Consider the following 15,103-nt stretch of genomic DNA (forward strand, 5'->3'; position numbering starts at 1 on the left):
ACAGAAACTTAAAATTTTGTGACCAGGGACTGATTAACTCAATTCTGATGCAATTTCTTACTCAAATCTTCCAGAGAAACACCTTTGGTTTCCGGCATCATAAAAGCCACAAAAAGAAGTTGTAGCACCATCATAAACGTAAACACACCGAACACCGGTGCCGCACCAATCGTTGAAAACAAAAACGGAATGGACGACGGAATAGCCGCCGCAAGTAACCAGTGCACCGAACTACCAAAAGCCTGCCCTGAGCCACGAAGATGATTTGGGAAAATCTCAGAGATAAAGACCCAAATGACGGTCCCTTGCCCCAAAGCATGAGCCATAATGAACAGGAACATAAAACCGGGCACGGCCATGCCCGTCCAGTCCGTTGCAAAAGCGTAGGCCACCATTCCCAGTGAAATAATGTAACCGAAAGAGCCGATATACATGAGTAGTTTACGCCCAACACGATCGATCAAATAAACGCCGATAGAGGTAAATATCAGGTTGACCACTCCTATTCCGATGCTGCTGAGCAGAGCAGTACTTTCACCAAGGCCTGCTTCCTCAAAAATTCGGGGAGCGTAATACAAAAAAGCATTGATGCCGGAGAACTGATTGAAAAAAGCGATCAAAAAGGCCAGTATTAAAGGAAAACGATGTTGCTTTTTGAAAATACTATCATTGGCATCTGATTCCGCATTTCCTTTTTCAATTTCCAAAATGAGTTCATCGGTATTCCTTTCGGGATTGATAATTTCCAGAATCCCACGAGCTTCATCTTTTCTTCCCTGATTAATCAGCCAACGCGGACTTTTCGGTACGCCAACTACAAAAAGGGTATACAAAATTGCCGGGAAAGCCTCTACACCGAGCATCCAACGCCAGTCGTTTTCGCTGATGCCATTCAACAGGTAGTTCGACAAATAGGCGATCATGATCCCGAAAACGATATTGAACTGATACAAGGCCACCAGTTTCCCACGGTCTTTTGCCGGAGAAATCTCAGCGATATACGACGGAGCCGCCACCGTGGAAGCTCCCACGCCAAGCCCGCCTAAAAAACGGAAGAAAGCGAAAATATAAGGGTCATTTGCAAAAGCAGAGCCTACGGCAGAAACCGTATAAAAAAGTCCGATCCAAATCAACGTGGTTTTCCGGCCCAATTTGTTGGTAGGGATACCCCCGAAAATAGCCCCGATCACCGTACCCCAAAGGGCCATAGACATGACAATAGCACCATGAAAAGCATCAGAGGAGTTCCACAAAGCCTGCAATTTCTGATCAGCACCGGAAATCACAACGGTATCAAAGCCAAACAAAAAACCGGCAAGAGCAGCCGTGATGGACCAAAGGAAGATTTTATTCTTTGTCAAGGGTTTAGGGTTTAGGGTTAAAGTTTTGTGAAGATCGGAGAAATCTTGAAGGTGGGCAAGAGGGAGGGAGAAATAGAAGATATCGTGGACAGGAAGGTCAGCCCTATGTCACTCGATAATGCCTTCGTCTCAATAGTTTTTAAGAAAAGATACTTTGACCTTAAGACTTGAACCACTGGGAAAGAAGTAAATCGATGCAGCTAAAAATACTTCTAATTTAAGTCGGTTTAAGATAGAACGGGTAAGGTGTATTACGTCACACTGATACGCACGCACCAACATAGAGTTATTAGCACCCAATCACATAAATTCGTTAACTAATTTTTCAATTTTACTAATGTGTACCCTGAAAAACTCCATTTCACTAGAATCGATATTCTTAGCATGAGCGTCGGTTCGGTACTTGTTTATCACTTCTAAACAAGCGATTGTTTCTGATTTATTAGTTCCAAAAATATTATTAAAGGAAGCTTCTTGGTAGTACTTATTAATGAGTTTAGACAGGTCTGAAAAATAGATTTCTGTTTTAATGGGATCAAACAATTCTGAGTATTCCTTTCCACGAGATTGTGACTTCCTAGGATCTCCAAAAACGTCAATTACTTTTTGAAATGCATCACTTTTCCCAAAATGAGACTGGAGTTGCATTCGTACAACTTGACGCAATTCTGACTCCAATTTGTTTCTTCGTTCAGAAATTTCTTTCCATCGTTTTTCGGGTGACTTAAGTTTAGCCTGGTATTGATTCTTTGAAATTAAATATTGCTTGATTGATTCAATTTTAAAAAAGAAGGAACCATCGTTCTCATCAATAACACCGTAGCCTTTTAGGTGGGCTATTAACTCTGTGGATAAATTCGCCAAATCCATAAAAGAATCAATATCATCAAGAGCAAGGTAAGTAAGCATATCATATTCCTCTGGATAAAATTCTATAAGTACCTGAAGAATCATGTCGAAGTAATGTCCGTATCGTTCACCAAAGAGTTTTTTAGCCTCTTGGTACTTAATTTTGTCAATTTTTACAGGCCGATTCGAGGTAGCTTTTTCATTGGCTATACTACAAACATGCCTGATAAGGTAAGGATGCCCCCCGAAATCTTCATTCAGTTTTGAATAAACAATTTCATCAAATTCAAGGCCCATGTATCCTCCTAGTTTTGAAACCATTTCCGTGGTTTGATCTAAGTTAAATCCCTGAATAAATTCAAAAGGAACTTTATTAAATATTGGATTATCTGTAGATTGAATTCTCGGAGTTTCTAATGCTTTGGGGTTAGTCCCTACTATTAGAAATGTAAATACTGAAGTTTTTTCTTCCCGGAGGAATTTTTGGAATTTTGATCTAATAGTTTGCCAAAATAGAACAAAATCTAACTCCGTTTTCCAAAAATGGTTCGGAGAAGTACCTGGGGAAATATTCTCTATCTCATCAAAAATGAAAAGGACTGGTTTCTGTCCCAATTTTTTATAAACTCTCTTGATATCTTTTTCAAAGCTTTCACTTGCTTGCTCCTCATTGTATTTTTCCTCTGGCTCTAACTGCGACTGAACATTATTCTGTTTTTTAATTTCCTTCATTAAAAACAAAAGTGCCTTAAACCATCTCTTCTGGTTGAAAGCCGTATCTTGACAGTCAATTACTACACTTGGAATACCTTCAACTTTTAGAGCTCTATGAACTCCGTTCACAACTGATGTTTTTCCGGTTTTTCTCAAACCAAATAGTCCAGAATTTTCCTTTGACTTATGCCGATTTATTAATTTCTGTATCAATTTCGACCTACCAAAAAAGAAAAAGTCTTTTGTGATCGGTGATTCAAAAGCGAATAAATCTCTTTCAAAAAAGAAATTTCTGAATCGATTTTTTACGAAATATGAATTAGAGGCATAGAAATAATCATCATATGAAAATGGAATTACTACTCGGGATTCAGGATCACCCTTAAGGAGGCTTGAAACTCTTTGCTGAATGTTTTTATCTCTGCTAATTAAGACACAACAAACCGTTTCAAGTCTTAAATCAGAAAATGCACTATATACATATTCGATTGCATCCAATGACCTTGGCTCAAAATCTGTATAAGGACTAAAAATTACTGCTATTTCTCTCTCAATGTTGAACATTTCCTTAAAATCCCTTGTAGGTTTCATTAGAAAATAACTATAACTGGATTTATGATTCAACTTGAAATTAGCCCCTCCATTAGTTATGTACCAATCTTTGGCGAGGAATTCAACAATTGTCTTTTCGTCAGAATCTAGATGAGAAAGTCTAACATTCGGATTCATTCCAGGGAAAAGTTCGCTCATAGTTTTTTTCTATTTTGTTTTCCAAGGAAGTCCTTTAATTGTTACTTTTTTGCTCAAATTTTGTGCCTTCAAATATCAAACTTCCATCATCGAAGTTAGTCTTAGAATTCTAAATTATAGCAAATTTCCCAACACTTTCTAAATCGTTTCGTCTTGAAGATGTTTAGGGTGAACGTAGTTTCCCGTATTCAGGAGGTCAGACCTTTACTAGGTCTGACCCATTACTTCCGACAGCCCTGTACAGTCTTTTGTTTTGGAAAAGTTTTCTTTGTCTGACATTTCTCAACCTTATTCAAATGCATTTCAAAAAACTGTTCTCCTTTTCTGCCTTTCTCTTTTTGATGGCTTGTTCTACTTCTAAACCAGCTGCAGAACTCTGGCCGGATGGTACGCCGATCTCCGACTGGTTCAGACAGACCGATAAATTGGCTATCGAGGACCTTGGTAAAGCCTATCCAATTACCGAATATGGCGTGGTAGCCGACAGTTCTTTGCTGCAAACAGAAGCCATTCAGGCCGTCATTGACTCGGCCGCGGCCAATGGTGGAGGCGTCATCGTTATTCCCGAGGGCGTTTTTCTCAGCGGAGCTTTATTCTTCAAACCCGGTACTCACTTGCACGTAGCGGAAGGCGGCAAATTGAAAGGCTCTGATGATATCAGCAATTACCCCATCATGCCCTCCCGAATGGAGGGGCAGTCGATTGACTATTTTCCGGCCTTGGTGAATGCTTATGGCGTAGATGGTTTTTCGATTACCGGAAATGGCGTCATTGACGGAAACGGACTGAACTATTGGAAAGCCTTCTGGCAACGCCGGGAAGAAAATCCACAATGCACGAACCTCGAAGTCTCTCGTCCTCGACTGGTCTTTATCCGGGACTCCAAAGATGTTCAGGTGCAGGATATCACGTTGCAAAACTCCGGTTTCTGGAGTTCGCATTATTATCAATGCGAGAATGTCAAAATTTTGGATGTCCGCATTACTTCGCCGCATGAGCCCATCAAAGCTCCCAGCACCGATGCCATTGACATTGATGTGTGTTCAAACGTACTCATCAAAGGCTGCTACATGGCGGTGAATGACGATGCCATTGCCCTCAAAGGAGGCAAAGGGCCTTTTGCCGATGAAGACCCGAATAATGGAGAAAACACGAATATCATTATTGAGGATTGTGAGTTCGGCTTTTGTCACTCGGCCCTGACCTGTGGCAGTGAATCTATTCATAATAAGAACATCCTTTTCCGGAATATCACCGTGAGAGATGCCGTCCGTATCCTTTGGCTAAAAATGCGACCTGATACCCCTCAGCATTATGAATACATCACTGTTGACAACGTCAACGGAAATTCCCGAAGCCTTTTGTATATCAAACCCTGGACGCAGTTTTTTGACCTGAAAGGTCGCCCGGATGTACCTATCTCCTACTCCGATCATATCACCTTAAAAAACATGAATGTTAACTGCGATATCTGGTATGATATGCGGATCACCGAGAACGACAGCCTCTCTGATTTCCGTTTTGAGAATCTGGTAATTACCTCAGAAAATGCTGACTTTGACCCGTCTATTATTGACGGCTTGAGTATGGAAAATGTGGTGGTGAATGGCAAAAAGTTGGATTAATTGCGTCAAAAAGTATTGACCGACTTTACAGAATTTTCTGCCATTCGTCACTGAGACATCACCGTACACTGATTTGCCGGAATTTTGAAAGAAAGGGAAACTACCTTTCGGAGAAATACAGACGGATATGACCGTTTGATTCTTCGATTAAACCTTTCTGTGATGAAATTTAATTTCCCGGCAACCTTCCTTTTTTTGATCACCGCTTTGGTGTCATTTGCTCAAGATAAAGAAGGCTCCAAAGATCATCCGCTTTTCCCGCGTTTTGGTAACAGTACCATCTATGACTACGAAGAAACCAGCTTTGACCGTTACTCCATGGCCACAGGCCAGACGACAGATTACTCCCAACTGACAAAAAAGAAGCAGATAGAGGGGAAAATCGTCCGTATTTTCTACACTATCAGCACGTCCGACGCTTCTTCGTATGAGATTTACAGCAATTATCTCAAAGCTCTGAAGGCCAAAGGGGCCGAGATCTTATTCAGTTGCTCAGACAATGATTGCGGAAAATACCTTTGGGATGCCCTCACCAAAGAAACGAGTTTTTTGATTCCGGCCTATTACGGCGAAAGCAAAGGCTATATCGCTTCAAAATTCAGTCATAACGGAAAAACCTTCTATGCCATTATTTATGCCGGGTACGGTTTGGGTGAACAGGGTTACGAAATCCATGTCATTGAAACTGAGGAAATGGATCAAAAAATAGATCTCGATGGTATTGAAGCGGCCATGAAAGAGAAGGGTAAGGTTTCGTTGTACGGAATCCTTTTTGAGACCGGATCAGCCAAACTAAAACCAGAATCAAAAGAAGAAATTGCTCTGGTTGCTCAATACCTGAAAGCTCACCCAGCGGAGAATGTCTATGTGGTAGGCCATACCGATAATACCGGACGTTTTGAGAATAATATGAGCCTTTCAGAACAAAGAGCTCAGGCCGTGAGTCTGTCGCTTCAAAAAGACTATGGAATAGCAGCAAACCGGCTCAAAGCCGCAGGCGTTGGTCCGGTAGCTCCTGTTTCTGATAACGTATCTGAAGAAGGCCGAAGCAAAAACAGACGGGTGGAATTGGTACGAAATGCTGTAAACTAATCAACTTTTGTCCTGTCGGTCGAACTGAATACTACACAAGTCTAAAATAGTTTACCGGGAAAGAAGTGTATTTTAGTTTTGCGGGCAAATCAAAAGATACGTTTCTTGAAACAACTGTTATTTTTCATTCTTGCTTTAACTACTTCCAGGACAATTTTGGCTCAGGAAGCTGTTCCAAAGTCTTCTTCTCACACTCCTCCTATCCCCGTTGAACTCTTTGTAGGAAACAGAGCCTTAAACATTTTGGCGGTAACGAGAAAACCATTCAAAGAAGGGGGAAAGCTCGGTTATTTCAATTTTACAAATTACACGGGCGACTTTAAAAACAGTGGAGATCATAACGAATTTGCTTCTCAGTCACTTCTTACATACAAAATCGCTAAAAACCTGAATGCTACGGCAGGCTTCCTGATAAATCATGTAACCGGATTCAGAAAGCAGGTTGGTCTGCAATACTCATATGCGAATCAGAAATGGTTAGTTGTGCTGGTTCCCGTGGTTGATCTGGCCGATGGACATAATTTGGAAATGATGGATCTCGTAGAGTTCAAACCGAAAATAAACGACAAACTCAAGCTTTACACTCGTCTTCAGGGACTTATCATATATGACCCAACAGAAAAGCATCATTCAAGGAGTTATATAACCGCAAGACTCGGGCTTTCAGTAAAAAACTATCAGTTTGGTCTGGGACATACCACTGACTGGTATGGAGAGAATAGGTTTGTCAAGCAAAATACGGGACTCTTTGCACGGGTTTTATTGGAACATTAGGGCAATATTTTAGAATTTGACAAGCCCTTTTGTCTACAAGGCAACTATACTTTTGGGTATTTAAAAGTCACTAGAAAAATAAGCTTATTGAAAGAGGTTTTTGATTCGGGCAGTTTATTGATAATTTCAATGCTCTTATCAAAGACCAATGCATTTACAGACTAAACTCAATCAGGAAAACACTTACGACGCCATTGTTATTGGCTCGGGAATCAGCGGCGGCATAGCTGCCAAAGAACTTTGTGAAAAAGGACTCAAAACCTTGGTTCTGGAAAGAGGTCGTGATGTCAAACACGTTCAGGATTACCCAACAGCTTTTTCAAATCCATGGGATTTTGACCACCGGGGAAGAATGCCGCGGGCAGATGAAAGTCAAAATCCGATTGTCAATAAATGTTATGCCTACGAAGAGGCCACGGAACATTTCTTTGTCAAAGATCAGGAGCATCCCTACATCCAGGAGAGGCCATTTGACTGGATTCGGGGCTATCAGGTTGGAGGAAAGTCACTGATTTGGGCCCGGCAAACACAACGCTGGAGTGACTTCGAATTTGAAGGCCCGGCCCGTGATGGTTTTGCTGTAGACTGGCCCATCCGCTATAAGGATTTGGCACCCTGGTATAGCCATGTGGAACGGTTCGCCGGTATCAGCGGCAATAAAGATGGCATTGACTCTTTACCAGACGGGGAGTTTCTCAAACCCTGGGAGCTCAATTGTTTGGAAAAACACATTCAGCAAAGAGTCAAAGAAAATTACGCTGACCGGAGAGTGATCATCGGTCGCTGTGCCCACCTTACAGATCCTCAGGAACATCATTTAGCCGCAGGCCGATCTGCCTGTCAGGCCCGGCATTTATGTTACCGCGGCTGCCCGTATGGAGCCTATTTTTCGTCCAACTCCGCCAGTTTACCCGCGGCAATGGCCACAGGCAATCTGACCATCAGACCCGACTCTGTGGTTACCGAAATCCTTTTTGATGAGCAAAAAAATAAAGCAACGGGTGTCAGAGTGATTGACCGTATCAGCAAAGAAGAATTTGTGTACAAAGCCCGAATCATTTTTGTCAATGCGGCCTGTCTGAATACCAATTTATTACTGATGAATTCAAAAAGCAGTCGTTTCCCGGAAGGCCTCGGCAACGAAAACGGCTTGCTTGGCAAATTCATAGCCTTTCATCAATACCGAGGTCAGGGTTCTGCTTCTTTTGAGGGTTTTGAGGACCAATATTATTTTGGCCGCAGGCCTACTTCAGCCTTTATGCCCTCTTTCCGAAACCTTCGGAAACAGGAGATGGATTTTCAACGGGGTTATATGGTCGCCTTCTCTGCTTCCCGGGCGAGAGGCGTGCAGTCTCCTGAAAGTTTCGGGGCTCCGCTCAAAGAAAGTCTTTCCGAAATCGGGCCATGGCAGATTTACATTCAAATGCAGGGGGAGACCATCCCGAAAGAGAGCAACCATGTGCGATTGAGCGAAACAGAAACTGATGACTGGGGAATGCCGCAACTCATTACCAGCATCAGCTATGATGACAATGATCACAAGATGATGAAGGACTTTCAGGAGCAGGCCAGCGAAATGCTGGAGAAAGCTGGTTGCCAAAAGATTTCTATGTTTGATTCTCAACAAAACCCCGGCCTTGACATTCATGAAATGGGTGGCGTTCGCATGGGCAAAGACCCGAAAGCTTCTTTACTCAATGAGTGGAATCAAATGCATGCCTGCCAAAACGTTTTTGTTACCGACGGAGCTTGTATGACTTCCGTGGGCAACCAAAATCCGTCGCTCACCTTTATGGCTTTAACAGCCCGGGCAGTGGACTATGCCTATAAAAGTCTGAACCGCCTTGATCTTTAGGAATTAGTTCACCTCAATCTCATCCACAAACAACCAAGCCGGCTTACCGGCCCCGGCATGGCCTTCAGGTAATGACCCATAGTTTTCGGCCTTGATTTTGAGATAGCGGGCCTTTACTCCATTGAGGTTCATCATGGATTGACCAGCAGCTGAGGCTCCCTCCGGTACGGTCAAATCGTAAACCGGATAATCTTTGAAATTCTCTCCGTCTTCAGAGGTACTGATTTGCAGACTTTTAGGGTACATTATCCAGCTGCCGGGAGCATGGAGAAAACCAATGATCACTTCATTAATCTCCGTAATTTCTCCGAGATCAAGGGTCAAATCTAAGTCATCACCATTGAGACCCACCCAAGTGTTATTATTATTCAGTATGCCTACCTTTCCGTCCGTTAAGGCGTAGGTAGATCCTCCGGTATACCGGGTAGGTTTTGAACGGAGTTCATACGTCTTACCCGTTGCTTTATTGACCTTCAAAGTCGTCGTAAAAACATTGCCATACGGCTTATTATCCTTATCAAAAAGAGCAGCTCTAATCATTGTTCCCTTTTCAATTTTGATCCCCGTTTCGAAATCATAAAGTGGGGAATTAGCATCCGGAAGCTCTTCTCCAAGGTTATAGCGAATCACAGGATTTTCTACCACCGTATTTAACCACAGTGTGAGCCCCTGCCCGGGATTTCCCGTAACTTCCGACTCCAGATTCCAAATGGAGCGGGAGAAGTTAACATTTCGCATAAGAAGTTTACCAAAATGGCCTTGTACTCGGGATACAAAATTTTCATAATCCTTTTCTCCCTGGGGCGACCAGCCCGTCTCTGCAACAGCCAATAAGCGAGGGAATAGCATATATTCCGCCTTTTCGGGCGTTGAGATGTACTCCGTCCATAAATTCCCCTGTACACCCAGAATATACTCTTTCTGTTCGTCGGTCAATTCATCGGTGAAAGGTTCATAAGAGTATACTTTCTCCAGAGGCAGATTTCCTCCAATAGCCAAAGGCTCGGTGGCCGGATCACCCTGATAGTAATCGAGATAATAGTAAGAGTTTGGTGACATAATCACATCATGATTTTGACGGGCAGCTTCAATGCCACCTTCGGTTCCCCTCCAGCTCATTACTGTCGCGTTGGGTGAAAGGCCACCTTCGAGAATCTCGTCCCAGCCGATTAATCTCCGACCCCTTGAAGTCAGAAAACTATCGATTCTGGAGATGAAATAGCTTTGCAAACCATGCTCATCTCCCAGCCCTTCGGTTTTGATCAGGTTCTGACAAAACTCTGAGTCTTCCCAGGTATCTTTCGGGCACTCATCACCTCCAATATGAATGTATTCGGAAGGAAATAGCTCCATAACCTCAGTAAGTACATCCTGCAAAAAAGTAAAAGTGGTTTCATAGGGGCAGTACACATTCTCCGATACACCCCAAAGCGTACGAACTTCATAGGGTCCGCCCGTACAACCGAGCTCTGGATAACTGGCCAAAGCTGCCTGAGCGTGTCCGGGCATCTCAATTTCAGGGATAACGTTGATATATTTTGAAGCCGCATAGGCAACAATTTCCTTCACCTCCTCCTGCGTATAAAAACCTCCATACTGTTTGCCGTCGAATTTCTGATCGCTGTAGTGGCCAACCATACTCTCTTTGCGGTAGGCTCCAACTTCTGTAAGTTTCGGGTACTTTTTGATTTCAATCCGCCATCCCTGATCTTCCGTAAGGTGCCAGTGAAACTGATTGAATTTATACATGGCCAGCAGGTCAATATATTTTTTGATGAAGCTAACCGGCATAATATGTCGACCAACATCCAACATGCTGCCACGGTAGCCAAAACGAGGTTGATCAAAGATGTCACAGGCAGGCAAGGTCAATCGAAAGCCATAAGACGCTTCCGAGTTATAAATCTGATCTTGAAAAAGCTGAAGTAACGTTTGATAAGCGTAAAATAAACCACGACCACTCCCGCCTTTCAGCTCGGCCTTTTCATTGTCAACATGAATAGTATAAGCGTCAGCCGCCAAATCGGTATTGATGGAAAAAGAAATAAAATTTCGTCGGGCTACTTTAACCAATTCAGGATTCAAATGAGTCGTAGATGCGATTCTAAGACGCAGGCTCTCCGCTATGGTCTTTACCTCCTCAGAGGCTGTTTCAGCCCAGACAACCGTGGAAGAATTTAAACGAAAAGCCCCCTCCCCTTTCTCAAACGAGACCGGTTTTGGAATTAAATTTTGTGCAAAAAGAACAAAGGGAGTAAGCAGAAAAAGGAGAACAACTCGGAGTCTCATGGGCATCTATTTCAAAAGGTTGATGCTCAAAAATATTGAATCTACTCCCATCAAACCATTAATTATTAAAATAATTTAAAAACTATTTTAATCTTCAATAAGGTCCTTCTCCTATTGATCAGAACTATTCGTACGAATACAGCTGAACTCTTTGGGTCTGAAAACTGCCGGTAGGTATACTTACATGTCTTCCCTGATGGGTTTGATCTCCATTTAAATGGCGAAGCACTGTCCAGTCTCCATTGTCATCAAAACTCCCCTGATCTACTTTTAAAAGACCTATATTAAGATCCTTGTTTTTCAGATGTTTAAAGGTGATGACAACACCCGTTCCACTCACAAAAAACTCATTTTCGCCAGTTTGAATAATGATCACAGAGCCTAATGGCCATTCATCAAGTCGGGCACCCGGCGTCCAGCTTAAAGTATAATCGTTTTTGCAAGTAAACTCATAATCACCCATTTGCAACTTAGTCTCAGGTTTTTCTTTGCTGAGCAAAACACCCTCAATTCTCCCCTGACCAACATTTGTTGAAATCAGCAATGTCAAGTTTTCAACCAAAGCATAGGCTTTCCCCAAATCTTCTTCTTCAGGGTTCTCTTTGGACTCAATAGAAAACGGCGAAAAACCCAGACCTTCATAATGACCAAAAATAAACAGGGCTTTGGCCGCCACTGTCTTATCAAAACCATGCTCGGGCACAAAAAGAGGATCACCCTGCCGGGTATAAAGGTCACACCAGTGCTCGAAATCCGGATTGTAGAAATCAGGAGAAAGAAAGTCAACGGCTGAGCCGGCAGCTTTCCAGACATCCATCACATGAGGGAGCGGGCCGGCACTAGGGTACTCTCCGGGTTTTCGCCCTGGTCTGTTCAAGGCGGCATTGACATTCATCGGAATATCATATACTTTCTTGCCAACAGCGGCCACTTCATTGGCAAATTTAGAGTAATACCAGGCCATAAAGATTTCATCAGTATGCAGACCTTCCCCGAATACCTTCTCCCAATCTCCCCGGCGTTTTGAACCGTTCTCCTTCCAAATCTTTCGAAACTCTGGCACCAACCTTTCTTCGTTTTCTTTCAAATAATCGGTAAGCTCATCAGGTACTTTATCATGGAAGGCCTTTTCAGCTAAGGTCTGATGGTCTCGGGCAGAAGGAAGCATCCCGATCTCATTTTCAACCTGAACTAGAATGACTGTATTTTCTTTTTCGTCAATGGATTTGATATAGGACATCAATGCCACAAAAGCTCTCTTATCAGCCTCAAGGACTTCTTTTGAGAAAGAGCTTAGGATTTCCTGGCTCTTCCCATTTTCATCTTTTACTCTCGGGAAACGCTTCTGGTCTAATTTGACCCATGACGGAGCATGGCTGCTCATGCTGTTTTTCCAGCTCCCAAACCATAACGGAATTAATTTAAGATCATGTTTCCGGGCTTCATGTATCAAGTCACCCACCAATTGAAAATCAAACTGACCTTCTTTCGGCTCAATCAATTCCCAGTAGACCGGTACCAAAACGGTATTGAGGTTCATGGCGGTCAGTTTATCCCAGACCGGTTCCATGTTTTTCATTGTAGTCGCGGTGGAGTTGCCAAGCTCGCCGCCTCTGATGAGAAAAGGTTTTCCGTCAACCATTAAACGGGTACTTGTTCCTGTTTTCACCAGCCTCGGAGTTTGAGCACCAGCAAGCAAAACGGAAAAAAGAAGAGCAATAGAAAGTAAATATGTTTTCATTTCAACACTAAAGAAAATCGAAAGATTAACGGAGCCTTTCTCCGGATTTAAGAGTGATTTGCTGTGTCAATATTAAACAAATTAGAAGGGAATATCAGTCTCCTCTCATTAATCTATTACCTGGAAAGGCATGAATAAGCGGAGTTTAAAATCATACGAAGCTTTTTGTAACTTCGTGTATCAACCCCGAACTTATGACCCGAATCTTTATTTTGTGTTTGTTGAGCTCAATGAGTATGGCTCAAACCTTCAATACCTTTCCGTTTAAGACTCAGAAACCACCACTACATGGCAAACATTGGATGGCTCTTACCGGCAAACCGCTGGCCGCCACCGCAGGGGCACTCACCTTTGGTAAAGGAGGAAATGCCGTGGACGCCGCCTGTGCTATGTTGGCAGCCACCTCCACCATGTGGGATGTATTGAGCTGGGGAGGAGAAACTCAGGCCTTGATTTACAATCCGAAAACAAAAAAAGTTATCGCCGTCAATGCCTTAGGTGTAGCACCCACCGGAGCTACTGCCGATTATTACAAAGCCAAAGGCTATGACTACCCACCGGAATACGGACCGCTTTCTGCAGTAACCCCTGGCACTCCCGGCGGCTTAATGGTCGTCCTGGCTGAATATGGCAAACTAAGCCTGGCTGAAGTTTTAGCTCCTGCCCTTCAAATGGCAAAAGATGGCTACCCTATTGAGGCCCAAACAGCCAATATGATAGAAAGTTATAAGGATGAAATTTTAAAATACCCATCCAGCACTAAGGTCTTTTTAACGCATCTTGGTGAAGACAGGGAAGCACCCGAAGCCGGAGAAATTTTTGTTCAGAAAGACCTCGCCAATACCTTACAAAAACTCATAGATACTGAACAGGCGGCTCTCAAATCAGGCAAGAGTCGGAAAGAAGCGATTTATGCCGCTTATGATCGTTTTTATAATGGAGATATCGCCGAAGAAATTGCCCGAAGCACTCAAGCCGCAGGTGGGCTGATCACCAAAAAAGATCTGGCCAATTGGGAAGTCAAGCTGGAAGAGCCTATGAGCACCACATACTGCGATTATGAGGTCTTTAAATTGCAACCCTGGACACAAGGGCCAGTTATGCTCCAGACGCTCAATATTCTGGAAAACTTCGATTTAAAAGCAATGGGCTATAACAGCACCAATTACATTCATGCCTTGTATCAAAGTATGAATCTGGCGTATGCGGACCGGGATTTTTATTACGGCGACCCTGCCTTCCCCCCGGCCGAACCAATGGAAGGTCTATTGTCTAAAGATTACGCCAAGAAACGTTTACAGGAAATCAACTTTGAGAAAAACGATCCGGCGATTGCCCCCGGGGATCCCTACCCTTTTGAAAACAAATCAAATCCATATCTGGATTTATTGGCTAAATGGCCTTCATTGGGAGCTAATTCAAAACAATCGTATGAAGAGTTTATGGAAGACTTTACTGCTGGCACTACTTCAGTTGTAACCGCCGATGAAGAGGGCTGGGTGGTCAGTATGACTCCAAGTGGCGGCTGGGTTCCGGCTTTCATTGCCGGCGAAACAGGAATAGGCCTCAGCCAACGTATGCAGTCCTTTGTGCTCAATGAAGTAGAGAATCCTTTTAATCTTCCTGAGGCGGGAAAAAGACCAAGGGTAACACTTACTCCGAGTATGGCTTTAAAGGATGGAAAACCGGTGCTGGCCTTCGCCAAACAAGCCGGTGATGAGCAGGATCAGCTATTGCTTCAATTCTTTTTAAATGTGGTTGAATTTGGAATGACCGTTCAGGAGGCTGTGGAAGCTCCGAGCTTCAAAACTTTGCAAATGTTCTCTTCTTTCGGAAAACATGAAAAGATACCGGGCGGAATGATTCTAAACTCCAGCACACCCGAGTGGACAGTTTCTGAACTTCGGGCGAAAGGCTATAAAATTAATTTTCAACCAAGAACCTCGGGGCCCATCAATTCCATTTTTATCGACTGGAAGCATGGCAGTTTCTGGGGAGGAAGTAGTAATCATGGGGAAGATTACGGACTGGGATGGTGACCGCATTAATTCAC

General features: G+C 43.2%; 9 protein-coding genes. 5 read left to right on the forward strand and 4 right to left on the reverse strand.

What is annotated here, in order from left to right:
* Positions 1 to 38: 38 nt before the first annotated feature.
* Both AFM12_RS16205 and AFM12_RS16210 read right to left on the reverse strand, forming a co-directional pair.
* Positions 39 to 1,442, reverse strand: a complete 1,404-nt coding sequence (locus AFM12_RS16205) for a sugar porter family MFS transporter (protein ID WP_082391385.1) — start codon at positions 1,440 to 1,442, stop codon at positions 39 to 41.
* A gap of 219 nt (positions 1,443 to 1,661) precedes the next feature.
* Positions 1,662 to 3,674, reverse strand: coding sequence for a P-loop NTPase family protein (locus AFM12_RS16210; protein ID WP_055150249.1), 2,013 nt, complete (start codon positions 3,672 to 3,674; stop codon positions 1,662 to 1,664).
* 296 nt (positions 3,675 to 3,970) lie between these two features.
* On the opposite strand from AFM12_RS16210, the gene AFM12_RS16215 reads away from it, so the two are divergent.
* From AFM12_RS16215 to AFM12_RS16230, 4 genes are all read left to right on the forward strand, one after another.
* Positions 3,971 to 5,299 carry a rhamnogalacturonidase gene (locus tag AFM12_RS16215; RefSeq protein WP_374754273.1) on the forward strand — a complete coding sequence of 443 codons (1,329 nt, stop codon included), beginning with the start codon at positions 3,971 to 3,973 and terminating at the stop codon, positions 5,297 to 5,299.
* Positions 5,300 to 5,461: 162 nt separating this feature from the next.
* Positions 5,462 to 6,391, forward strand: coding sequence for a DUF4892 domain-containing protein (locus AFM12_RS16220; RefSeq protein ID WP_131458419.1), 930 nt, complete (start codon positions 5,462 to 5,464; stop codon positions 6,389 to 6,391).
* Between the two features lie 105 nt (positions 6,392 to 6,496).
* Positions 6,497 to 7,165, forward strand: coding sequence for a hypothetical protein (locus AFM12_RS19615; protein WP_095533237.1), 669 nt, complete (start codon positions 6,497 to 6,499; stop codon positions 7,163 to 7,165).
* A 148-nt stretch (positions 7,166 to 7,313) separates the two neighbouring features.
* Positions 7,314 to 9,020, forward strand: a complete 1,707-nt coding sequence (locus AFM12_RS16230) for a GMC oxidoreductase (protein ID WP_055150255.1) — start codon at positions 7,314 to 7,316, stop codon at positions 9,018 to 9,020.
* A 3-nt stretch (positions 9,021 to 9,023) separates the two neighbouring features.
* On the opposite strand, the gene AFM12_RS16235 is transcribed toward AFM12_RS16230, so the two are convergent.
* Together AFM12_RS16235 and AFM12_RS16240 are read right to left on the reverse strand one after the other, a co-directional pair.
* Positions 9,024 to 11,309 carry a glycoside hydrolase family 20 protein gene (locus AFM12_RS16235; protein ID WP_055150388.1) on the reverse strand — a complete coding sequence of 762 codons (2,286 nt, stop codon included), beginning with the start codon at positions 11,307 to 11,309 and terminating at the stop codon, positions 9,024 to 9,026.
* Positions 11,310 to 11,433: 124 nt separating this feature from the next.
* Complete coding sequence (locus AFM12_RS16240) at positions 11,434 to 13,050, reverse strand: GH35 family beta-galactosidase (protein WP_055150257.1); 1,617 nt, start codon at positions 13,048 to 13,050, stop codon at positions 11,434 to 11,436.
* Between the two features lie 194 nt (positions 13,051 to 13,244).
* On the opposite strand from AFM12_RS16240, the gene AFM12_RS16245 reads away from it, so the two are divergent.
* A complete protein-coding gene (locus tag AFM12_RS16245) occupies positions 13,245 to 15,089 on the forward strand; it encodes a gamma-glutamyltransferase family protein (RefSeq protein ID WP_055150259.1) in 1,845 nt (614 codons plus the stop codon).
* Positions 15,090 to 15,103: the final 14 nt, after the last annotated feature.

The organism is Jiulongibacter sediminis, from assembly GCF_001306455.1.
Taxonomy (GTDB): Bacteria; Bacteroidota; Bacteroidia; order Cytophagales; family Spirosomataceae; genus Jiulongibacter; species Jiulongibacter sediminis.

Excerpts from the sequence above, each read along its gene's own strand:
- AFM12_RS16230 (WP_055150255.1), top strand. The coding sequence starts at position 7,314 with ATGCATTTACAGACTAAACTCAATCAGGAAAACACTTACGACGCCATT.
- AFM12_RS16245 (WP_055150259.1), top strand. The coding sequence starts at position 13,245 with ATGACCCGAATCTTTATTTTGTGTTTGTTGAGCTCAATGAGTATGGCT.
- AFM12_RS16210 (WP_055150249.1), bottom strand. The coding sequence starts at position 3,674 with ATGAGCGAACTTTTCCCTGGAATGAATCCGAATGTTAGACTTTCTCAT.
- AFM12_RS16220 (WP_131458419.1), top strand. The coding sequence starts at position 5,462 with ATGAAATTTAATTTCCCGGCAACCTTCCTTTTTTTGATCACCGCTTTG.
- AFM12_RS16240 (WP_055150257.1), bottom strand. The coding sequence starts at position 13,050 with ATGAAAACATATTTACTTTCTATTGCTCTTCTTTTTTCCGTTTTGCTT.
- AFM12_RS16235 (WP_055150388.1), bottom strand. The coding sequence starts at position 11,309 with ATGAGACTCCGAGTTGTTCTCCTTTTTCTGCTTACTCCCTTTGTTCTT.
- AFM12_RS16215 (WP_374754273.1), top strand. The coding sequence starts at position 3,971 with ATGCATTTCAAAAAACTGTTCTCCTTTTCTGCCTTTCTCTTTTTGATG.